This is a genomic window from Neosynechococcus sphagnicola sy1, assembly GCF_000775285.1.
GTDB lineage: Bacteria > Cyanobacteriota > Cyanobacteriia > Neosynechococcales > Neosynechococcaceae > Neosynechococcus > Neosynechococcus sphagnicola.
Genome location: NZ_JJML01000008.1, coordinates 127,911 through 149,663, shown reverse-complemented (window position 1 = coordinate 149,663; position 21,753 = coordinate 127,911). Strand labels below are relative to the sequence as shown.

General features: G+C 52.2%; 17 protein-coding genes, 1 tRNA gene and 2 pseudogenes. 9 read left to right on the top strand and 11 right to left on the bottom strand.

Going from position 1 to position 21,753, the window contains the following annotated elements:
• Positions 1-224: 224 nt before the first annotated feature.
• Positions 225-1,878, top strand: a pseudogene (locus DO97_RS30770) (B12-binding domain-containing radical SAM protein).
• Here the strand turns inward: DO97_RS30770 and DO97_RS05010 are convergent.
• The 8 genes and pseudogenes from DO97_RS05010 to pilM all read right to left on the bottom strand — a co-directional run bounded on the left by DO97_RS05010 (position 1,839) and on the right by pilM (position 14,410).
• Entirely contained in the window at positions 1,839-6,041 is a 4,203-nt protein-coding gene (locus tag DO97_RS05010) for a CHAT domain-containing protein (RefSeq protein WP_052128411.1), read from the bottom strand. The pseudogene DO97_RS30770 and the gene DO97_RS05010 sit on opposite strands and share 40 nt — an antisense overlap.
• Positions 6,042-6,097: 56 nt before the next feature.
• Positions 6,098-6,826 (bottom strand): DUF928 domain-containing protein, encoded by a 729-nt coding sequence (locus tag DO97_RS05005; protein WP_052128410.1) that lies wholly within the window; start codon positions 6,824-6,826, stop codon positions 6,098-6,100.
• Positions 6,827-6,987: 161 nt separating this feature from the next.
• Positions 6,988-9,036, bottom strand: coding sequence for a CHASE2 domain-containing protein (locus DO97_RS05000; RefSeq protein ID WP_239651469.1), 2,049 nt, complete (start codon positions 9,034-9,036; stop codon positions 6,988-6,990).
• Between the two features lie 44 nt (positions 9,037-9,080).
• Positions 9,081-9,878, bottom strand: coding sequence for a type II secretion system protein GspD (locus tag DO97_RS24915; protein WP_239651468.1), 798 nt, complete (start codon positions 9,876-9,878; stop codon positions 9,081-9,083).
• Positions 9,879-9,891: 13 nt separating this feature from the next.
• Positions 9,892-11,583 carry a type IV pilus secretin family protein gene (locus tag DO97_RS04995; RefSeq protein ID WP_204368483.1) on the bottom strand — a complete coding sequence of 564 codons (1,692 nt, stop codon included), beginning with the start codon at positions 11,581-11,583 and terminating at the stop codon, positions 9,892-9,894.
• A gap of 68 nt (positions 11,584-11,651) precedes the next feature.
• Complete coding sequence (locus DO97_RS04990) at positions 11,652-12,425, bottom strand: pilus assembly protein PilO (protein WP_156120446.1); 774 nt, start codon at positions 12,423-12,425, stop codon at positions 11,652-11,654.
• Positions 12,422-13,300, bottom strand: coding sequence for a PilN domain-containing protein (locus DO97_RS04985; protein ID WP_036531462.1), 879 nt, complete (start codon positions 13,298-13,300; stop codon positions 12,422-12,424). Before DO97_RS04985 ends, DO97_RS04990 begins: the two co-directional genes overlap by 4 nt.
• A 1-nt stretch (position 13,301) precedes the next feature.
• Positions 13,302-14,410, bottom strand: a pseudogene (pilM, locus tag DO97_RS04980) (type IV pilus assembly protein PilM).
• Between the two features lie 739 nt (positions 14,411-15,149).
• Between pilM and DO97_RS24910 the strand changes: the two are divergent.
• The 7 genes from DO97_RS24910 (at position 15,150) to DO97_RS04950 (ending at position 19,265) form a co-directional block, all read left to right on the top strand.
• Positions 15,150-15,440: a hypothetical protein gene (locus DO97_RS24910; protein ID WP_204368482.1), complete on the top strand. Its 291-nt coding sequence runs from the start codon at positions 15,150-15,152 to the stop codon at positions 15,438-15,440.
• Positions 15,412-15,969 (top strand): Tic22 family protein, encoded by a 558-nt coding sequence (locus DO97_RS04975; protein WP_239651467.1) that lies wholly within the window; start codon positions 15,412-15,414, stop codon positions 15,967-15,969. The genes DO97_RS24910 and DO97_RS04975 overlap by 29 nt, the downstream gene beginning before the upstream one ends.
• Before the next feature lie 108 nt (positions 15,970-16,077).
• The gene (gene prmC / locus DO97_RS04970; RefSeq protein ID WP_239651466.1) at positions 16,078-17,043 is read left to right on the top strand and encodes a peptide chain release factor N(5)-glutamine methyltransferase; all 966 of its coding nucleotides are present in this window, start codon (positions 16,078-16,080) and stop codon (positions 17,041-17,043) included.
• The gene (locus tag DO97_RS04965; protein ID WP_036531461.1) at positions 17,031-17,651 is read left to right on the top strand and encodes an L-threonylcarbamoyladenylate synthase; all 621 of its coding nucleotides are present in this window, start codon (positions 17,031-17,033) and stop codon (positions 17,649-17,651) included. Before prmC ends, DO97_RS04965 begins: the two co-directional genes overlap by 13 nt.
• Positions 17,652-17,777: 126 nt before the next feature.
• Positions 17,778-18,719, top strand: coding sequence for a sensor histidine kinase (locus DO97_RS04960; RefSeq protein ID WP_036531459.1), 942 nt, complete (start codon positions 17,778-17,780; stop codon positions 18,717-18,719).
• Between the two features lie 162 nt (positions 18,720-18,881).
• Positions 18,882-19,034 (top strand): chlorophyll a/b-binding protein, encoded by a 153-nt coding sequence (locus tag DO97_RS04955; RefSeq protein WP_036531457.1) that lies wholly within the window; start codon positions 18,882-18,884, stop codon positions 19,032-19,034.
• A gap of 51 nt (positions 19,035-19,085) precedes the next feature.
• Entirely contained in the window at positions 19,086-19,265 is a 180-nt protein-coding gene (locus DO97_RS04950; protein ID WP_036531456.1) for a chlorophyll a/b-binding protein, read from the top strand.
• Between the two features lie 392 nt (positions 19,266-19,657).
• On the opposite strand, the gene DO97_RS04945 is transcribed toward DO97_RS04950, so the two are convergent.
• The 3 genes from DO97_RS04945 to DO97_RS20685 all read right to left on the bottom strand — a co-directional run bounded on the left by DO97_RS04945 (position 19,658) and on the right by DO97_RS20685 (position 21,012).
• Positions 19,658-19,739: transfer RNA gene (locus tag DO97_RS04945), tRNA-Leu, on the bottom strand.
• Positions 19,718-20,593: a M48 family metallopeptidase gene (locus tag DO97_RS21965; protein ID WP_072016363.1), complete on the bottom strand. Its 876-nt coding sequence runs from the start codon at positions 20,591-20,593 to the stop codon at positions 19,718-19,720. The genes DO97_RS04945 and DO97_RS21965 overlap by 22 nt, the downstream gene beginning before the upstream one ends.
• 35 nt (positions 20,594-20,628) lie before the next feature.
• Complete coding sequence (locus tag DO97_RS20685) at positions 20,629-21,012, bottom strand: STAS domain-containing protein (protein WP_052128407.1); 384 nt, start codon at positions 21,010-21,012, stop codon at positions 20,629-20,631.
• A gap of 265 nt (positions 21,013-21,277) precedes the next feature.
• Between DO97_RS20685 and DO97_RS04935 the strand changes: the two genes are divergently transcribed.
• Positions 21,278-21,709, top strand: coding sequence for a pentapeptide repeat-containing protein (locus DO97_RS04935; RefSeq protein WP_072016362.1), 432 nt, complete (start codon positions 21,278-21,280; stop codon positions 21,707-21,709).
• Positions 21,710-21,753 lie beyond the last annotated feature (44 nt).

Genomic DNA, 21,753 nt, shown 5'->3' with positions numbered 1-21,753 from the left:
GATATTAGCGCAATTTCAGTTATCTATTGCAGCGACTGATATCATTGGCTTCCCCGATCACGAGGTGATATCTTGGGGGCTCAAACTCCAGAACTATCTGCCCCAAGAGGCTGGAGACCCGTCCAATTGTTCTCAAATCGCTCGGCCTCGACGTTGAGGCATCGCCTGACGAGATGAACAGTGCTAGGCTAGAGCTACCTATCTTGCCCCTTTAAAATGTGCCCGTGACTGCCTCTGTATTTGCCGCTGAACGGCTGCTCTTCTCACCAGTCGCTTCTGAGGCCGATGCAGTTCCGGTGATCTTTGCCTTTCCCAACACCTACACGGTTGGCATTACCAGTCTGGGCTACCAGATAGTTTGGGCAACCCTCGCATCCAGAGCTGATCTGCAGGTGAGTCGATTATTTACGGATGTCCAGGAATCCCTACCTTCTCAACCTGAATTGTTGGGCTTCTCCTTTTCATGGGAGCTAGATTATGGCAATATCTTTACGCTGCTAGAGCGGCTCCAAATCCCACTGCAAGCAACTGCCCGGACTCAGCAACATCCCTTGGTCTTTCGGGGGGGGGCAGTCTTAACAGCCAATCCTGAACCCTATGCTGACTTTTTTGATGTGATTTTGCTCGGCGATGGGGAAGTGTTGCTGTCCGAGTTTGTGACAGCTTATCAAGGCGTTCGTCATAGTAGTCGTGCCACTCAATTAAGTGCGCTGGCTCAAGTTCCAGGGATCTATATTCCCAGTCTGTACAATGTCGCCTATGCCAGTGCGGATGGGCCGATCTCTGCTATCACGCCGCTGGCAGCTACAGTTCCCCCGCAGATAGCAAAGCAAACCTATCGGGGCAATCGACTCTCAACCTCGGCGGTGGTGACGGCACAAGCTGCTTGGGAAAATATCTTTTTAGTCGAAGTCGTACGAAGTTGCCCCGAGATGTGTCGGTTCTGTTTGGCGAGCTACTTAACCTTGCCGTTTCGTCCAGCGAGTCTAGAAGAGTCTCTGATTCCCGCGATCGCCCAAGGGTTAACGGTGACCAATCGCCTGGGACTCCTGGGTGCTTCTATCACTCAGCATCCGGAGTTTGAGAACTTACTGGACTACCTGAATCAGCCCCAGTTTGATGCAGTGCGCCTGAGTTTGGCTTCCGTGCGCACCAACACCGTGACGCCCAAGCTGGTGCAGACCCTGGTAGAGCACGGGACGCACTCGATCACGATTGCAGTCGAAAGTGGCTCGGAGCGGCTACGCCAAATCATCAATAAAAACGCTCCACAATGACGAGATTCTCCAAGCAGCCGTCCATGCCCGCTCAGGGGGATTGAGTCATCTGAAGCTTTACGGGATGGTGGGGCTTCCCGGTGAAGAACTAGCTGATTTAGAGCAGACCGTGGCGATGCTGAGGGCAATCCAACAGGTCGCCCCTGGATTACGTTTAACCCTCGGGTGTAGCACCTTTGTGCCCAAAGCCCAAACCCCCTTTCAATGGTTTGGGGTGAATCCCCAGGCTGAGAAACGCCTCCAATGGCTGCAAAAACAACTGCGATCGCAGGGGATAGATTTTCGCCCTGAAAGCTATAACTGGTCTGTAATTCAGGCATTACTTTCTCGGGGCGATCGCCGGGTAGGGAGGTTACTCGAACTCACCCGTCACTATGGCGACTCCCTAGGGAGCTACCGCCGTGCCTTTAAACAACTGCGGGGGCAGCTTCCCAATCTAGATTTCTATGTCCATGCAAACTGGCAACCCGGTCAGGTTTTACCTTGGAGCCACCTCCGAGGGGCCCTAGCCGAATCCACCCTGTACAAACATGCTGAAACTGCCAGAGCATCTGGTGGGGTCTACCAAGGATTGCCGACAACGGTAAATGCTGCCCAGTAATAGGGGTGAGCAAAATTCTGATCCGGCAAATTGCCACTGGCCGCTGGTAACAACAGAGAGTCAACAAAGCCCAAGCCCGTAAGGCGGTCTTGTTGGAGATAAATTTCACCCCTCGCCATGGCAATCTGTGCCTGTTGCAGCGCCTCTGACGTGGTCTTAGCTGTTTTCAAGCGATTGTAAAACTCCGCCATCAACGCCGCAGTGGCTGCATCACTGACATACCAGAGACTGGCAACCACGGTTTTCACACCAGACAATACCGCCATACCAGCAAATCCGAGTTCAGCCTGTTCGTTCCCCACAGCGGTTTTACAGGCACTCAGGGTCAACAAATCAACGGCAGGTGCACTCAGTCCCAGTCGGCGCATCTGATCCAGATGCAGCCGCTCTCCCCAGAGTTGAATGTAAGAATTGCCCAAGGGTCCCGGTTTGAATTCGCCATGGGTCGCCAGGTGAATTATTTGAAAATTCTTCTGACTGCGAGCTTTCTGGAGATTTTCCAGGGTGGTGTTCTCATTTAAAAAGGACTGCCCAGGCCAGAGTTCTCCAATTGTTGATAGTTCAATCGGAACCGAGGGTAATGGAACCTGTCCCTGTGTACTTTGAGACACCCCCATGCCGAGAACTTGAGCACCCTTGAGATTCGAAGGGCGCAAATCAACCAAGCTCAAGCTAGGCATCAAACTCAGACTAAATTTTTCGATCAGAAACTGTTGTCCATCATGGAGCGCGGCCAGGGGCATGGTGCGCAATCCAGCATCCATCAAAAAGACCAGATTGGTTACCTTTTGAGCCTTGAGTTCAACCTCTAGGGGTGCGACCAACCAGCGGTAAAGCAGTTGCGCCGTCGGCAGATAGGTTTGAGTCCGAGTCTGACGGGGATCAGAGACATCTAAGCGGAAAGCCCTGGCAGTTGCCAACACTTGGGAACGAACAACCTGAGGGAACTGCTTGCGAATGGGATCGCCTTCAGCAGTGACTACCACCAATTCCAGAGCATCACTGGCTTGGGGGAGAGGCTTAGCGGAAGCGGCTCCCAGTTGCACCTCAGTGGGAATAAAGTTGGCGTAGATCAGGGCTGACTTAATCCCCGTCAGTTGCTCCATTCTTGCCAGCAGGGTTTTGGCCTCTACTAAGCTCTTACCGGGAATATTAGGGGGAAGACCCAGGTAGTCGGTATAGTCCTCTGTCAAACTCACTTCTAAGTTCCTGATCACCAGATTACTGGCAACTGTTGTCAGTTCAGCGGTTAGTACATCCGCCGTTGCTGCCTGCTGCTGGAATGGGGTGGCGCTATCGGTGGTTTGCACCTCGGCAACAGGGGTTTGTTGTTGCAAATCTTGGGCAATCCCCACCCCTGGTTCAGGAACGGGTGTGGGGACAGCTGATGCAGCTGGGATAGGCTCTGGGGGGGACAACGTAATGGCAATCTCACTAGGTGGTTGTCCCTGGAGATAGGACGCTGTGAAGCTCTGGAAGGGGGAAATTGTATTGTTGACCCCTGTGGTCAGGGCTGCTGCTGTCCCATTCACCGTTGCATCCCCCATCACAAAGGGTAGGTTGATCCCGCCACCTTGGGCGGTCAAAGCGATCACTCCCCCTCCAGACTTCCCAGCGGTGGAGATGCTGGCAAGGATGCCATTTTGATCCAGGAAACTGCCGGTCACCCGCACCCAAGATGCGGAGTTCAGGGCAACACTTCCGCCTTGGCCGAAGCCAAAACTTTGGGTATTAATAGAGTCAACCATAATCGCTGTGGGATTGGTTTCCCCCATACCGATGCTTACAGACCCACCGTTACTGGCAGCAGAACTGGTATTCACTGCACCCATGAGAACTGCCCCAGTTGCTTGCACCCGAACATTGCCCCCACTTCCCGCCGCTGCCGCCGTGGAAAATGAAGCCACATTGCCCGTTGTGACACTTCCCAGACTAGTCAGAGCGATACCGCCCCCGCTCCCCTGCTCAGAACTCGTATTGAGGTTGCCCGTGGCAACGGAACCCAGCTGGCTACTCACCGTTAGACTGCCACCCCCCAGCGACCCCGTGGATACGAGGTTGCCCGTAACAAGTTGACCAGCGGCACTCAGGGTAATTGCTCCTCCCTGACCCGCGACCGAACTCGTATTGAGATCACTGGTCACCAGTCCCTTCCCTGCCTGCACCAGAATGGTGCCCCCATTGGCTGCGGTATCAGCGGTTGAAACCGCGGTGAGATTGCCGGTTTTAACGCTGGTTGTGGCATTGAGGGCGATCGCCCCAGCATCCCCGGCCGTCGAGGAACTATCTAATACCCCAGTGCTGGTATCGATCGCACCATTTGTACTAGAAAGAGTAATAGCACCACCACCTAGCCCCCCCGATGACAAAAGATTACTCGTGAGAATCGTGTCAGCAGCAGTAAGGGTAATGGTGCCACCCATTCCATTCGCGGCAGCGGTGAGGAGATCTTCGCCTGTTGTATCAATACTGCCTGCCAGACTGGTCAGACTAATATTGCCTCCGTTCCCCTGCCTCGATCGACTTCTGACGCCTTGGGTGCTAATGTCTCCCATGGCAGAGAGGCTGATATCTTCTCCATCGCCAATGAAAGACCCTGCTCGTAATGCCCCCTCAACAGTGATTTGCCCCTTGTCGCTGTTGAAGGTAATACTACCTCCCTGGGTTGTGATCTCGCTCGTGAGAATATTCTGAGCTGCCTGAAAATCAACCAGCAATCCGCCACCCGGTACAGTGGTAGAGACCTTGCCACTCCCCATAATCGAGCCGCCAGCGGTGAAGAATAGTGCCGGTTGGGTAGGGTCAACATCGGGATCAATCCCATCAATCACAATTGTGCCATAGGAAATATTGCCGCCAGCAACCACCTTGAGCGAAACTCCTGTGTAGTCACCGAGGCTAACGTCACCAGTAGCCGTCATCACAGGGTCAGAGAAACTGACTATCCGACCCGGCTCACCCGTAAGAGTCAAAAACCGGATGTTGCCGCCACTCGTCATATAGGTATCAGCGGCAATCAGGCCATCACTCACCAGAGAAAGGTTTCCTCCCACCTGAAACGGCACCGTATCCGGATGATTGAGCGCCAAGATATCAATTTGTTGGTTGCCCCGAATGGTCAGATCTCCCCCGACCACTGCCAAGAAAGGTTGGGCAATGCTATCCCGAATCCGCACCGTGTTTTGGGCGAAGAGATTCAGATCACCCGTAGTGTGCAGTTGACTGTCAGGGAGGGTGAGGTTGTTGCTGGCTTGGAGGTGAGCCGTCCCAGCCGTGACATCCGTTGCTGTGACATCCCCGGTCTCCACCCGCAGCCCTGACCCTGTGAGCTGAACCGACCCATCGGCATTCAAGGTCAAGCCAGTGGCATGATTGCTATTTCCACCCGTCAAGAGTTGCGGTAACGTGAGGGGGGCGAGGGTTGGCAGGTCGGGAACCTGCGTCGAGAGAGCATTTCCACTCTCTATTTCTAGACTCAACACCATCCCTGGCTGACTTAGATGTACCCAGCTTTCCCCTGGAACTGTAGCGACCACTACCTGGCCGCCGGGAGCACTGAGCTGTCCTGTGCTAACAACGGTTCCAGCCACCAGAGTCAGCGTCCTTCCCTGGAAAACCTCTAAATCTCCAGCGTTAATAATACTGCCGGGTTGTTGCATGGTGAAGGCAAAGCTGTTAGGGATGCCCACCAGATCCGGGTAGTGATTGCTCCCGACCGCATTGAACCAGCGATCGCCCAAGCCAATGCCATTAGCCGTTGTGGCTGTAAATGAACCTGGCACATCCAGACGGGCGTTGGCACCAAAAATAATCCCAGCGGGATTCATAAGATATAAGTTAGAAGATCCTCCGGTGACTTGGATCAAGCCTTGAATCACCGAGGGACTTCCCCCTGTTACTCGCCCCAGGATATTTTGAATGGTGGGGGTGGAGAGAAAATTGGCCACCTCCCCCGGATTGAGATCAAACTGGGAAAAGCTATGAAAAAGATTGTTGCCGTCCCCTGAGCGCTGCCCCCCAGTGATGTCATAGCGGTTACCCTGGAGGATGATGAGGGAACCCGTACCATCGGGTGCTGCTGTGATGGATTGAGCCTGGGCTAGTTCTGGGAGCAGGAGGAGCCATAGGGGTAAGAATGTTAGCAGCAAACCCAACTGTTTCACAGCTAATGGTGCCCTCTGCAATCAATCAGTTCAAGAATCCCCCTGATCCATTTCTACTAGGGTAACAAGGGTTCTTGGGCGAGATGCCCAAGTTCTACAGACTTTAGCAGAGTTACCCAGTCGTTCACCACTGTAGGGTCACCCGGACGCTGGAGTCGGAGTTGAGCCAAGGTTGTCAGGGCATCATCCCAAATCCCTGTCGCTGCATAGACCGCTGCGTACTGACGTGGTTTGGCTGCCTTTAACTGGCTCAAGAGTGCTGGAGTTGTTTCCACTCGCTGAATCCAGCCTTCCACAAACGCATTTTCAGAAGGCTCTTGGGGGCTACACACAATGGAAAACTGCCAATGGTAGGTTTGACCGACTTCTAAGGGTTGAGTCCCAGTTTGAGGCATGGAAAAGCTTAGAATTCCAGGCTTTCCGGTCAATGGTAATGTGGTTTTGTAGAGTTCCTGATCATTTTCATCTAAGACCACTAACTCAGCAATCTTAGCAGGGGTCGTGGGCACATACCAGAAGAAGGAGGGATAGGCACTCACGGTCAAGGCAGGATTGGTTTGCGGCATGATTGGAGTTAATGCCTTATCACCCTTGATACAGGGGCCACGAGTCCCTGCCCCCTCTCGGCGTTCCGGTAGACTGGAGCGAGGGGGCTTAAAGCTACCAGGCGGGGGAGGACTAAACTGCTGCGCCACCGCCACTAGGGGCAAAACTACCACCAAGGCATTGAGAGAGAGACCGATACAAGTTCTGAGGAAATGGGGAGAAAATAGTTTCAATGGCATACGGAATAAATCCTTACACGTTACAGACCAATCGGAAGATTCAGTACAGATGGCTAGAACTTAGAAACTGAGAAGAGACCTCCTGCAACCCAGACCCCTGAACCCATCACTTTAGGTGTTGGTTGCCGATGTCCGTCGGCGGGGACAGATCAGCACGGTCACTAGGCTTGCAGAGGTGAGCTGCTTTCCTCAGAATTTTTAGGCGTTAAAGAATTTTCCTGCACCGCTACCACCCGATAGACATTCACCATCTGCTGCTTCCCTTTCAACTCCATTAATCCCCAGGGTTCCACACAAAATTGTTCTTGAAGATGTACGAGGGTCTCTTCCGCGATTAAGACCCGGCAAATACCGACTTGACGTTCTTTTTGGCAGCTCTCCAGCCGAGACGCAATGTTGACACTGTCCCCAATCACCCCATACTCCAACCGATCTTTACTCCCAAGACTCCCCACGACGACGGGACCTGTGTAAATTCCGACGCGCATCTTAATCGCTGTCCGACCTTGTGTTTGCCAGATCTGATTGAGTTCCTGAAGCCGACGCTCCATCGCTAATGCACAATGCACCGCCTCTATTGCATCATTTGCAATTTCTGCAGCCGTTGTCCGTGCGACCGGAACGCCAAACACTGCCATAATGCCATCACCTGTAAACTTGTTGATGATGCCGTGGTGCGTCAGAACTTCCCGTGTCAGCATTGCCAAGTATTCATTCAACCACTCCAGCAGAAATTCCGGACTCACCTGCTCAGAAATTGTACTGAAGCCCACTACATCCGTAAACAGGATACTCGCAGTCAGTTTTTGCCCCGGCAACTTGCCGGATTTTAGGAGTTTATCTCTGTCATGCCACAAAGCAGCAGCGATCGCGGGGGAGGCATTTTGACCCAGGAGGGTCATGACGATCTGCTGTTGCTGTTGTGCTTGATAGGCGCGATAGGTAACTAACGCGATTCCCATCATTACCACCCCCAACCCCGGAGCGGCCAAGGGGATCCATCCGTCCTGGGTGAAGATTGAAAATGTGATCCCCAGCAGAACTCCCAGCATGAGTACACCACTGAGACCAAGGCTCATAGGATGTTGAATTAGCCATGCTAACCCTCCCCCCATCAGAGTCCAGCCAATAATCCAAACCACCTCTGCCCATTCCGGCCAGAACCAGAACAGCGTTTGCTGACCGTGGGCTGCATCTAAAATTTGGCTAATTGCCTGGGCGTGGATCATCACCCCTGGCATCACCGCATTCTTTGAGGTGTCTCCGGCACTATAGGGCGTTAGAAATAAATCCTTGGTACTCAGAGCAACCGCGCCGACTAGCACAATCTTGTTCTGAATCAGATCAGGGCTGACCTTCCCTTCCAATAAGGCTCTCAAAGACACTTGAGGTGCTGGATTGCGCGATCCGTAGTTGATCAAAGATTGATAGCCTCTGACATCTTGATCGTTGCGGGCGGCATCAATGTTTTGGTATCCGCCGGCATGATATCGCAGGGGAACAAACACCGCACGACCCAACTTTAAGTAATTAGGATTGGTAGGACTGGCTTGAGGATAGATCCCCTCCACGGCTAAATAGGCTAGCGCCAATCTCAAAGATAAGGCATAGAAAACCCCATCTTCCGAAAAGGGCAGATAGACTGGGTCATTGGTGGAGGGGAACAGGAGGTTACGCCGTAACACCCCATCTGGATCAATGGCAACATCATTGGAACCAATCTGGTTTTTCGCTTGGAGGAAACTGGGCGGTGGCGGCACATCTCCAATCTTCGTAATCACAAATACATTAGGAGCCTGAAATTGCCGCAGCAATGCTTGATGTCCCGGTTCATTCGGCACATTCCGCCAGATATCTAAACCAATTGCCCTGGGTTGGTGCAACTGTATGCGCGCGATCGCGTCTGCCAGTACTTGATCCGGCAGCGGCCACCGCTTGGCAAAGTGATTGATGTCATCTTCCGTAATTCCCACCACCAATAGGCGAGGATCAGGCCCCCGATCATGACGGAGCCGCACCATTTGGTCATAGGCCAGCAGCTCCATCGGTTGTAGCCAGCCGAGTTGACGCATTCCTAAGAGTACGCCACTGACCACCACTGCTGTGATGGCAATCACCAAGAGTTCCGATTTCTCCAGACGACCCGATCTGACATCCAGCCTTGCTGCTGACCAGTGCCGTCGCCATCCAGAGATAAACTTGAAACTCACGGCTGCCTGTGACTTCGTGTCATGGGTAAGAACAATTGTCTCGTTTAGGGCTGATTTAAGATCCGCCGCACCTCTGGCCCTGGTGTGTAGCCATAGCCAAACGTAGCGCGATCGGAATCATCCATGATTTGGGGCGTCAACATGACGATAACTTCTTGGCGCTCATTTTGTTTGCTCGTCGCACGGAACAAGGCTCCTAGAATCGGAATATCACCTAAAATCGGGACTTTGGTGACGGTTGTGCGATCGGCTTCCGTAATGATCCCAGACAGAATCAGTGTTTGCCCATCCCGAAGTCGGATGCGCCCAGAACTGATGGTTCTGGTATTTAAGAGGGCGATTTGGTTGGTATCTCGACCAACGGTAATGTTCTGAGTACTGCCAATGGTGGCGATAGTCGGATTGACAGTCAAGGTAACAAAGCCATTGTCATCAATACGCTCAATCTTGATATCGAGGGTTAACCCAGCATTGACAATATTAGCGGTCACCGTTTGAGTCGATGTGGAATTGGTTGAGGTGGTGGTATTGGTAATATTGCCCACAACCTCTTGGGTCAAGGCAACGGTAGCCTCCTCACCCTCCTGAACTACCATGGTGGGATCGGTAAGGATTTTAGCATTGCCACTTTGAACCTGGGCTTGGAGCTGAGATAGGAATTGGGTGGGGTAACGGAAAAAGGTGGGCAGACCATAGGTAATGGTGCTGGGTGAGTCAGCGGTACCCGGTGTAAAATCTGTGATTCCCGGCTGCAGGGGGTTGCCGCTGGGACTCAACTGAAAGTTCTGTAAGCCGGGGGCACCGGGGGTTCCTGGACTGAGTGGGCTTGTAGCCTGGGGCACACCACCACCAGCGTTAAAAAACTGTGGCCCTAGGAATGGTGTTCCCGACGCGTAGGGGTTCGCAACGGTAGTCGGGCTGATCAGACTGGTGGTTGCTGATAATGCGCTGGGGGGGGTTATAAGGCCCAAAATTTAAGACTGCCGCTCCCTTGTCAAAGACAAAGAAGCTATCGTTAATGCCAAAGGAAAAACTACTGCTCGATTCATTCAAAGCCAGTAAGTTGACATCAACAATCTTGACATTGACAATCACTTGGCGTTTTCGGGCATCCAGTTGTGTTAGGAGGCTAGATGCCATTTCTACCTTCTGTGGCTCACCAATCAACGTGATAGTATTGGTGCGCGCATCCGCCACGATTGACAATCCAGTTAACAACAGGGTACCCGTGCCCTCACGAGCCGCTAGGGCAATAATGGCAGGTTCACGAATTTCTACATCCCGCGCATTGAGTCCAGTTCCCACCTGTTGGATGGTAACGCGAGTGATCGGCTGCTGGGTCTCTGCCCCCTGGGCACTCAAAAAGTTGGCGGCATCCACCACACTGACTTGATTGAGCCGCAGGGAACGAACGACCACATTGCGAGCCTCTACGGGTAGCCGCACCCCCACAAAAATGGTGCGACCGACTCGATTGGCTTGAAGACCACTCACCCGCAGGACATGGTTAAATACATCTTGAATCGATTCATTCTCGATATCCAGCGAGATTCGGGGACCTTCAGAGGATGAATCCTGATTCAAGGTTGCCTGACCTAGCCGGGTGGGTGCTTCCGTTGTAAAAGCAACGTTCAATCCCGCAGCTCTTGCCAGCAAGGTGAGTACTTCTCGCACTGGCGCATCTCTGAGAACTAGGCGAGGCACCCGTTGGCTCGTACCCAGATCAATCACACTCGTAAATCCACCGATGTTGGAAATTGCAATGTCCCCCACTGGCGGTGCGATCGCCCTGGGCAAGGTAGGCGGAGCTGCACTGGGTGTGGGTGCTGATGTTGAGTTTGAGCCAGTACCATCCAGGGTAATCCTAGGATTGGGAATCACAATATTGGAGGGTTGGGCGATCGTGGGAACAGAGTTAACCCCCGAACCCGTCACGGTAACTTTGGGATTGGGAACCAGAACTGCTGGCGTTTGGGCAATGAGGGTGGGGGACGTTGGTACAGAGATAGAAGTGGGTGCTGATTCGGGATTACTTGCAATCTCTGGTGAGACAGTGGATCTAGCAGTGGTTGTTGGGGTTTGGTCTGGTTGCTCAGTTGCCGCAGCCACTACTGGGGCCGATTCCAGGGAGGGTTGAGGGTTGGACAGACTTAAGAGTAAGCCCTTACTACTTTGCAATTGGAGCATTTTCCCCAAGGATGTCTCAGGATCACCGACCACGCTAACCCGAACACGGTTAGCATCAAGAGCCGTTACCCTGACGGCTGAGATCCCCGGCATCGGATGTTGTTGGTAAAAGCTTTCACCATGGGGTAAGCGCAGTTGGGCATTGACGACCTCGGCCACCCATTGATGAGCATCCCCAGTTGTCGAGACTTGGGGCGATTGTCCCGTACTTGTTTCCAGAAGTAGACTGAGACCATCCTCTGTTGGCTGGAGTTGGATAGATGTGATGGCCGCAGTTGCGGCCCAAGCAGGTTGAGTTGCGAGTAACGCAGCACTACCACCAAGGATGATTCCACTGAACCCTGTATATTTTCTCACCATTCTCTCCTCACACAAACTTAATTCAAATTGCGAAGCGCGCCTGACTGGAATTGCCGATACCCTTTTCCCTAGGGTTTGGCAGGGACTGGAGCAGTCGGATTAGGTTTCGTCTCCACTGGAGCAGTTAGATTAGGTTTCGTCTCAAGGGGTAACAAAGCAATCAGATCCAACACCGTTTTGATCTTGGTATCAGCCTGACCTACAGGAATCAGCTTGGTCCCTTGCATGCCGATTAAAAGTTTCTGCTCCGAGGAGTCGAGTACCGATGTCAAGTTTTTCATCACCAGTAATGGCTGGAGACGCTCTAGGGTCAATAAAATTTGTCGGGTTTGATCAAAGTTGCCTTCGAGTTGCACTTTGTAGACTTGCCGCCTGAGTTTGCCATTGACGGCGGCACCTAAAGAGCTATCAATGACAATTTCTGGAACCTTGGATGCTGGGACAAAGCTCACAAGTTTACCCTTGCGGGTATTCACAATCCGATTGAGATCAAGTAGTAGGGTCTCCAGCTCTGCTTCATCCGCAAACAAGGAGAATACTTCCGTCTGGCGTTGCTGAGCCGCTTCTAGCTCACCTTTAACTTGGGCAATCTGCTTTAAACTTTCTTGCTGACGCTTGACCTGTTCTTGCTTGGTTTGAATATTGGTCTCCAGATCTTGCCTTTGCACCCACAGGGGTTGGACAAAGTTCAGGAGCAGATAGGCAGCACCCGCCAAACCGAGCAGTGCCACTAGGATGCCACTGACCATCGGGGTGAGGGTCAACCCAAAGGCAGTTGGATAGCTAGGGGACGCCTCTGCCTCTTGCCCACTTGGAGAAGCAAAATCTCCACTCATTGTCATGGCTTGATTACTCCTTTGGTCTTGAGGGTCTCGATCCGACTGACCAATCCGACAGCACCATTGCGATTTAATTCTGAGATCAGCTCAGAGGCTGGTACATCAGAAAGACTGGTCTGAATGGTATAGGCAACAACTTTGGGCATCTTCACAATTGCCCCCGTTGCTAAGGGAGCCTTGGACAAATCAACCTGAGTGGGGTTATCGATCAGATCGGCCTTGATCAGCCGAGTTGTCCCCGTTTGTAAAAAGGGAGACTGTTGCAGGATCAGAATAAAGTCATTGATATCACTGAAGGAGCGGGCAACTCCACTAATTTCAAGATTGGCAATGGGGGGCGGGGGAGGCGGCGGTGCTGGAGTGGCCGGTGCCGCTGGGGTGGCAGCTGCCGGGGTAGCAGGTGCGCCTGCTGCCGCTGCTTTAGGAGAAGCACTGGGAGAGGGGGAGGGGGTTGACACAACAGGGACAGGCGGGGGTTCGGTCTGTTTCACAGCCGCAATTTGGATGCCGGGAGGGGTGCGATCGCGAATATCTTGGAGCAACGCAGACCAAGGCTTAATCTGGTTAAAGATACCTACTAAAGCGTCTGTATCCCCCGTAACCTGGCTAATTTGAGACCGAATAGCTGCCACATCCTTGAGCTGAGTCGTCAAGTTCTTTAGCTGGTTATCTAGTTCTGCTTGTTGCTGTTCTAAATTGGAATTTTGATTTTGCAGCAGCAACCAGAGACCGCCAACCACCACAGGAAGCAAGACCCCTGTTGCAATTCCGGCAATTAAGGGAACTGGACTTTCCGGGTTGACCGCCCTAATAATGCCACCGCTGGCTTCAGGACGTTCCAGGCGATCGCTGAGGAAATTAATATCTAGACCGTACATCTCACCACGCCTCCCGAAGTCCTAAGCCCAACACAACACCCAGCCCCGCTCTCTGCAACTGAGGAATATCCTGCTCAACCTGCAAGGAGAGAGCGGTCACGGGATCGATTTGTATCGTCGGTAAATTTAAACGTTGAGTAAAAAATCATCCAGTTGCCCAATCGAGGCTCCTGGCCCAGCCAGCAGCAATTGGGCAACCTCCAGGTTTTCTCCCTGGTTGAGGTAAAAGTCAATCGAGCGGCGAAGCTCATCTGCCAACTCACCCAATACCCGCATCATGGCAGACATTCCAGGGTTAGGGGCATTGAGTTTACCCGTATTCATGCTATCAGTGGGACTCACTGGAATGGTTAATCCCTGCAACACCTCCATATTTCTGGAGGCTGGGAGATTCATCGCACGGGACAGAGCCGTTTGAATTTGATGGGTGCCAATGGGAACTGTTCGGGAAAACTGAGGTACCCCATCCACCACAATAGATATCTCAGTGCTTTCAAATTCCACATCGACGATGGCAACGGCTTCCTGGGGCGCAAATTGACGCAACTGTTCCCGAATGGTACGAATCAGCGAAAAGCTACTGATCTCCAAGACATCAATTTCTAAACCAGCTTGCTGGAAAGTACTGATGTAGCTATCGGTCACCTCTTTACGAGTAGCGACCAAGAGTACCTGCACCTTTTCAATCCCGTCTTCATCAATAAAGAGCCCCAGCTTTTGATAATCGACATCCGCCTCCTCACGCGGAAAAGGTAAATACAGCCCTGCTTCCTGGTTCAAGACCATTTCCCGCAACTCCCGGTCATCCAGCTCCGCTGGCACGGGAATCAAACGAGTGACGGCTTCCCGTCCTGGAATCGCAGTGGCGATGCGCTTGACTTTTAGCTTAATCTCTGAAAGAGCGGATTGAATTAACTCGGCGAGGGCAGTGGGATCGGTAATCTGTCCCTCCTGAATCATGCCTTCAGGAATTGGTATGGTGGTCAGTGCCGTCAGCTTGAAACCAGAACTCTGCTTTCGCAGCTGTGCTATGTTGACACGATCAGGGGCTAGCTCAATGCCAATGCCCTTGGTCTTCTTAGACAATAGATTCTTTAAGATGCTAACCACGACTTCTTCCGCAAGTAGACAACGTCTAGGAGAATTTGTGAGGACAAACAGGGATCAACATTGCTGACCGCATCTGGAGCGATCGCTGACTCTAAACTGGAACCGATGATCACTAGAGGCTGAGGTAAGCTCGTAAATTTAGTTAATATCCAGAAAACACCTGGATTTTTCATATTAATTTCACCTACCAGCGATATTACACAGAATTATGGAAATTGAGTAGATCAGTTAGAAGATAGGGTGAACAAATTTCAATCCATTGAGCAAGTTTTCCAGTTTGTGGTTAACGCCCCCTTGTCTGACCGCAGGTAACCCATTGAGGATACAAAATCCTGCCTCTCTGGCATCATGGATCTGCTAGTGATAGATCACTGTGCCAACGGGGTAGCTCGATTTCTGACACTATTGCTCATCCACCTGGATCAAGAATGCACTAGAAAGTCCGGCACCAGACAAGATCTGGTGTGCAACTTTCCCAATTGGCTGAGAGACTGGGTCAGGAGCAACACTGAGTCAGGAAAATTGCGGGGATAACCAGGGGGATGAGGGAATATTTTTGGAACTATTGCCGATAGAGCCAGTCATCTCTGCTAGCATCCTGAACAGCAGGCAGCGTCAATCAATTACAATAATTCATCATCTGGTGGGGAGTCGCGAGGGTATTACGTCGCTCTCAATTGTTTTTAGGTAGCGCTCAACTTTTGAAGGATTCGTGAAGGTACTGATGGCAGGAGTCGTTATGAAATCATTCGTTCGCTGGGGTGCAACCCTAGGTCTGATTGGAGGTGCTTTACTGGGGCCGTCCCTGACTCCAGTTGTGATGGAACGGACCCAGGTGCTTGCTTTGACTGAAGCTGAAATCATCACTAAGCTGAAACCTATTCCAGTCTTCACCTTAACCAATGCAGAGGGTGCTCCTCTAGTGGCAACCCCCCCCGAATTCCCCCAACCAAGCACCTGTAGCTGGAGCCTTCATCAGCCAGCAGGATGCCAAAGCCTTCTTGGAGACGCTGAAAACTCGGAACCCTGAGTTAGCGAAGAATGTGCGCGTGGTGCCTATCTCCCTGGGGGAAATCTATAAGCTGATGCAGAAGGATCGGACAAAGCCTGATTTCCTGGAGTTTGCCTATGTTCCCATGCAACAACAGGTAACTGCAGCCCTCACGATCTTGAAGCAATCAGATCCAAAGGCAACTCAGTTTAGTGGGGTTCCCCTATTTGTTGCCAGAGGCGGACCCCCAGAACGGGGTAGTTTAACCATTCAGCAAGGGAATCAGCAAGTGATTCCGCTGTTCTTTAGTAAAGAAGAGCTCCAGACAATGCTGGAACGGTTTAAGCAACAACAACCCAACCTGGCAGCGTCCGTTGACATTCAAGTGTTGAATTTGGAGGGAGTCTTACAGACTCTCAAATCTGGTACGAGTCCCCAGTTAAACCAACTACTGCTGATCCCCCCCCGTGATTCCCTGGAGTATGTCCGCTCCCTTAACCCAGGAGGCGCTGGGCAGCCTCAACCACCCAAGCCAGCTCCCAAACCGACCCCAGCCACCACTCCCTAGGTGGAGTCGTCAAAACCAAATAGGCGCTGTAGTCGACTGGCTGAGAGCACCCATGACTCTCTGCCAGTTTTTTGTTTAGGATCAATTCTGTGTAATGGGGCTGAAGCAGTGGTTTTTAGGCAAGAAATAACCCATTTGTCCGATCGCTGCACCCTGTGGGTGACAGGTACTGAACTGTGGCGATGGCGAAGAACAGCCCTAGAAGCGGCACAATCCGCTGACATTGCTGCGGCGGAAATCGATTGGTTTTTACAGGAACTGACGGGGCTAGATCGTCTCAGACTCTACACCTTGCAGGATTGCCCCCAGATTCAGATCCCCTATCCTTTGTCAGAGTTCTCAAAGCTTTGGGACTTAAGAACTCATCAGCGGGTGCCGATTCAGTATTTGACGGGAACCACTCCCTGGCGTCATTTTTCTCTTGCTGTTTCCCCCGCAGTCTTAATTCCTCGGCCTGAGACCGAACTCTTAATTGATCTGGCGATTGCCCTGGCTCCCACCTTTCTGAGTGACATTGCGGTACCGATGCACTGGGTGGACTTGGGGACGGGGAGTGGGGCGATCGCCCTCGCGCTCAACCATGCTTTTCCCCAAGCGACAATTCATGCCGTTGATTACAGCCCAGAGGCTCTGAGGATCGCCCGATATAATGCCGAGCGGCAGGGACTGGGGGGCGATCGCATTCAATGGTATCAGGGCAGCTGGTGGGAGCCCCTCACAGCGCTTCGGGGCAAACTCCTGGGCATGGTCTCGAATCCACCTTATATTCCGAGCCAGATGATTGCCCAACTCCAACCAGAGGTGGCATGGCACGAGCCTCATCTAGCCCTTGATGGGGGGGCAGATGGTCTTGGGTGTATTCGCCACTTGGTGCAGGGTGCCCCCGACTATCTCCAGACGGGAGGGCTGTGGCTGGTGGAAATGATGGCGGGACAGGCAGCGACCGTGGTGGACTTGTTAACTGCTCAGGGAGACTATACCTCGATTCAGGTTCACCGGGATTTAGCAGGGATCGATCGCTTTGTCTCAGCGGTAACGCAGCCTAGATCTGGAGTATCGGCATGCCCCAAGTGACGCTATATGAATTGGTGGCGGGTGCCAGCTCGGGCAGCCATCTGATTAGCTTTCCGACGGATACGGTTCCAGCCTTAGCAGCCCGCCCTGACTGCTCCCATCTAATTTTTGCCGCCAAACAGCGAAGTCTCGACAAGCCCTTAATTTTGATGGCTGCGACCCCGGAAGATCTCTGGCCCTATGTGGCTGGTACACCTACAGAATTGAATATTTGGCAGAAAATGACCCAACAGTACTGGCCAGGAGCCTTGACGTTGGTTCTCCCTGCGAGTTCCCGCGTTCCCCCCCAGATCCACCCACGGCAGCCAACCACGATTGGGCTCCGGGTTCCCGATCGGGCGATCGCCCGCACAATCCTGGCTCAAACGGGACCGCTGGCGACCACCAGTGCGAATCGTTCTGGTCAACCTGCCCTGCAAACAATGGCGGCGATCGCGGCAGCATTTCCAGAGGTTTTGACCCCATTGCTGGCGGATCTGGTCGCAATTGAAGGTAGTTCAGCCCCAACGCTGAAGGAAAGTGGTGTCACCCTCCCCTCCACGATTGCGAAATGGAGTGGGGTGGGGTGGGAGATTTTACGCCAAGGGTCGGTGAGGCTGAAAATCTAGACCCGATCATTGGGGAATCAAGTGAATGCTCTCCCCTTGCCCATCAGGCTCCCGAGCACTCACCGATACGCTAACCTATCGGGGCACCCGATGCGAATTGAGGCCAAACTTGCGAGGTAGAAAACCATGGACTGGAGTGCTGGGTTGTGGATGTTGATCGGAATGGGGCTGGGGGTGGGGACGAGCTGGGGGTTTCTGGGAACCCGGTCAGTTGTTAAGACCGATTCCCCGGCGGATCCGGTACAGCTGTATCTGGCAAAGATCCAAAGCCTTCAATCACAATTGCAATGCTCGGAGTTGGCCTATCAGATGGCAATTACAGTCGGGCAGTTCCAGGCAGGGTATCTAGCCCGAATTTCCCACGAATTGCGATCGCCCCTGAGCAGCATTATTGGCACCCACCAACTGATTCTGGCGGATTTATGTAACGATTCGGCTGAAGAGCGGGAGTTTGTCAGCCTTGCCCATGCTGCGACGCTGCGAATGGTATCAATGCTGGATCAGATTCTCAGGGTGGCAAAATTAGCAGCGGGTCGTAGTCGTTTAAAGTTGCAACCCCTGTCTCTGAAAACGCTATTCGAGGAGATTGATCACCTGACATGCATACAAGCACAGGATCGAGGTCTCCACCTGCAAGTCATCTATCCCCACGTAGAGGGTGCAGTTGTGGCCGATCAGCAATGGTTACAACAGGTGCTCTTGAACTTGGTAGCCACCGCGATCGATGCCATGACGACCGGATCAATTCGCCTCTCTGCCGCCCTGCTTCCGGAAGCGGGTACGGTTCAAATTTGGGTTGAAGATCAACGTCCGGATGGTGCTTGGGCAGAGCCTATCGATCTCCTGCGAATGCCCCCAGCTCCAGAACTCGCAACGGCAGACCACCCATCGCCTGGGCTAACGCTCCTCAGCAACCAAATGATCTTGGCGCAAATGCAAGGTCATCTTGAACTAGTGGCACCCGCGCTACCGCAACGGGTTAGCCAACCTGAGGATCATGAGGGATTCACCACTCGAATTTGCTGCACCTTACCCTTGGCAACTGCCTATTGCGCTGTCAACTGTTAGCTAATGGAAAAGGAGTTACGAAGGAGATGATTTTCTGGGTTTTCAACCCAGAAAAAAATTCTTGACAAGCCATGAGACAGCCGGGACACCTTGGCACAGGACTCAATTTTTGTTATATTCATTTACAACGGTTAATAAATCTTAGCCTTTAGAGACGATGCAATGCTGAAAGAAGACCGGAATACCTGGAGCTTTGGCTTTACTGTTGGTGCTGAGAACTGGAACGGTCGTTTAGCCATGATTGGCTTTGTGGCAGCGCTGGTTACTGAATTAGCAACAGGCCAAGGTGTCCTCCACCTGCTGGGACTGATCTGAATCTAAATACTCTGTTCATCACCCTCAACTGCAACCTCCTGGAGACACATCATGCAAGACACACAAAAAATCACAGCACCTGTTACGGAAGACCGGAATGCCTGGAAGTTTGGGTTTACCCCCCAAGCTGAAATCTGGAATGGTCGTTTGGCAATGATTGGTTTCGTTGCTGCCCTAGCAACTGAATTGCTTGTCGGCAAAGGTGTCCTTCACTTCTGGGGTCTGATGTAATTTCAGGCACCTGTCGCTTTTCTGGTTTACTTTAGTAATTTTTCGAGAGTTTCAAAAGGAGATCAACTCAGTGATCTCCTTTTTAGTGGGCACTTACAGCGGTTTTTAGATGAATAGACCACAGTGAGCAAACCAGCCAGCCAAGGGCATCATCACATGTAAGAGCATTCTCCGTTGTCTTGGAGCAAGGACGTATCCTCATTTGCTCCAAGCGTTAGAAACTGCATTTGCAGCAGTGACGGTAGAGAACTCATTCGGTTGGTTTAGTCACTGCTGCAAATGCGCTTCAGTAGATTGATACCCGCTATATCTTCAATTCATGACTCTGTATCCGATTTCCATTCGTTACAGTGCCATGATTCAGGTAAGCATCTACGCGGTTTGAAGGATAATGGGCGGAGAGAGAATCGAACTCTCACTCCTTTCGGAGGCAGATTTTGAGTCTGCTGCGTCTACCAGTTTCGCCACCCGCCCTTGATAGCAGCTTCACTATTATACTGAATCTCAGCCGTCTGCAACAGAGTTTGATATGCCTGTGTGCTGGCCCAGCGGTCAATCTCACTGGCGCGCAACACCGGAACTGGGTGAGTCAAGTTTACAGTCTGAGCTTGTTTCAGTGCTTCCCCTATTTCGGTAGAACTGGCATCTTCGTAGGCTCTCGCCTGGGCAATAAAGGCATCTAAGTTTAACTGATGGGCAAGTTGAGGTGATCCACCTGCCAATTTCATCAACACAGACATGACAATTCTAGGGTTCTGAGTGACCAATAGAGCTGCGCGATCGCAAGTAAACTCTGCACAGCGGAGCCAACTGAGCATCTGCATCTGTAACCCCTGAGCCAGGAAGGTGCCTAAAATTGGTAACTGCCCAGCGGTGAGCACAATTAAATTAGCCAGAGTTAGGTAGACCCCATGATCACATTTGAGATGACCGAGTTCATGGGCAATGACCGCCTGCACTTCCTCTGGCGTCAGTAAATCAACCAGGGAGGTGTGGAGGACAATAAATGGCTGCTTTCCCCGAATTGCCAGGGTATAAGCATTGGGTACGGGGTGCTGCCGCAGATAGAGTTGCGGGGGCTCAATATCGAGAATGCGGCAGGCGTCCAACAGCAGTTGGTGATACTGGGGTAACTGCTGCTCACTGATGAGAATGCTGGCTGCTAGATGATCCAACGAGAAGAATTGTTCTGCTAAGGGTCCTAGCAGGCTCCGCACCACCACATCTAATCCTGGTAATTGCTTGAGGGTGGAAGTAGCGTCCAGATCCAAGGGGTGTCGGAAGGCATCCGCAGTCAGACCAGTGAGGGAAAGCTTGGCAGTAGACATCAAAATCTCAACCGCGGGACGACAGGAGTAGATCACTACTTCTCAATTGTGCCTGAAAAATCAGGGATAGCCAGTTGCTGATTGGGTTGGGCATGGGTGAGCCAGTGGCAAAAGGCGGCTTCATGTTCAAAGATGGGGATGGTCTGCTGGAGATCCGTTGCTTCCAGCAGTTCTAGAGTATGCTCTCTGACTCCACACAGATACAAATGTCCTCCATCGGCCTCAAGCCGATTCAGAATCGTGACCAATAAGCCTAGTCCGGAGCTATCCATAAACGTAACCCGATGACAATCTAGGAGGACAGCAGTTGTACCCCACTTCATCAGATCAGTGACCTGAGCTAGAATCGCTCTGACATTGACATGCTCAACCCGTTCAGGGAGTTGAAGCAAGCGATAGGGAAGTGCTGGTGTGACCATCCAATTTCTCGCATTCAAGTCATGGGGAAGGATTAAATGGCAGAGTTAGGAAACCGCGCAGCTGTCAAACAAAACGCTATAAACAGTGGTACTGAAAACGAGCCTCTAACCTATTGATCGTGCCTAACCAGACCTGTGCAGCTGATGAACTGCTACTATTCACGCTACCATTGACCCTCAACCTCTAGCAATCCGCCCTTCAGTTAGTGTAGAGACTGGAGCAGGGATCATAAAATTGCCAGAGTACCCGCAAACGGTGCTACGCATGAACAGACATCAGCAGAGCAGTCAGGTTAAAACTGAAGATATTTTAGAACGATACGCCGCTGGAGAGCGCGACTTTAGTCGCCAGCAACTCTCTGGGATCAACTTGAGTGGTGCCAATCTGCGAGGAGCGAAACTGGCGATCTCGGATTTGAGTGCCGCAGATTTAAGTTATGCAGATTTGCGGGGCAGCGATCTCAGTGGTGCCAACCTGAACCGGGCTAAACTAAGCCAAGCCAACCTCCAGGGCGCTAACCTCAAAACCGCGAACTTCGAGGGGGCGGTGCTGCGCGGAGCCAATCTCAGTCAGACGAATCTCAGTTGGGCAACCCTAAAAGCCGCCAACCTGTTTGAGGCCACCCTGGCAGGAGCGATTCTGTTTGAGACCAAGTTGTCCATGGCCGTGCTACCGGATGGAACCTGTCTGGATTAAGAATTATGCGTAATTCCGAGGTCTGACCAGCGCTGTCCGTTATC

Bases quoted from the DNA above. Each gene is read 5' to 3' on its own strand.
- DO97_RS05005 (WP_052128410.1), bottom strand. From the start codon at position 6,826: ATGCCATTGAAACTATTTTCTCCCCATTTCCTCAGAACTTGTATCGGT.
- DO97_RS04995 (WP_204368483.1), bottom strand. From the start codon at position 11,583: ATGGTGAGAAAATATACAGGGTTCAGTGGAATCATCCTTGGTGGTAGT.
- DO97_RS04990 (WP_156120446.1), bottom strand. From the start codon at position 12,425: ATGACAATGAGTGGAGATTTTGCTTCTCCAAGTGGGCAAGAGGCAGAG.
- DO97_RS04985 (WP_036531462.1), bottom strand. From the start codon at position 13,300: ATGTACGGTCTAGATATTAATTTCCTCAGCGATCGCCTGGAACGTCCT.
- DO97_RS24910 (WP_204368482.1), top strand. From the start codon at position 15,150: ATGAAATCATTCGTTCGCTGGGGTGCAACCCTAGGTCTGATTGGAGGT.
- DO97_RS04965 (WP_036531461.1), top strand. From the start codon at position 17,031: ATGCCCCAAGTGACGCTATATGAATTGGTGGCGGGTGCCAGCTCGGGC.
- DO97_RS04960 (WP_036531459.1), top strand. From the start codon at position 17,778: ATGGACTGGAGTGCTGGGTTGTGGATGTTGATCGGAATGGGGCTGGGG.
- DO97_RS04955 (WP_036531457.1), top strand. From the start codon at position 18,882: ATGCTGAAAGAAGACCGGAATACCTGGAGCTTTGGCTTTACTGTTGGT.
- DO97_RS04950 (WP_036531456.1), top strand. From the start codon at position 19,086: ATGCAAGACACACAAAAAATCACAGCACCTGTTACGGAAGACCGGAAT.
- DO97_RS21965 (WP_072016363.1), bottom strand. From the start codon at position 20,593: ATGTCTACTGCCAAGCTTTCCCTCACTGGTCTGACTGCGGATGCCTTC.
- DO97_RS20685 (WP_052128407.1), bottom strand. From the start codon at position 21,012: ATGGTCACACCAGCACTTCCCTATCGCTTGCTTCAACTCCCTGAACGG.
- DO97_RS04935 (WP_072016362.1), top strand. From the start codon at position 21,278: ATGAACAGACATCAGCAGAGCAGTCAGGTTAAAACTGAAGATATTTTA.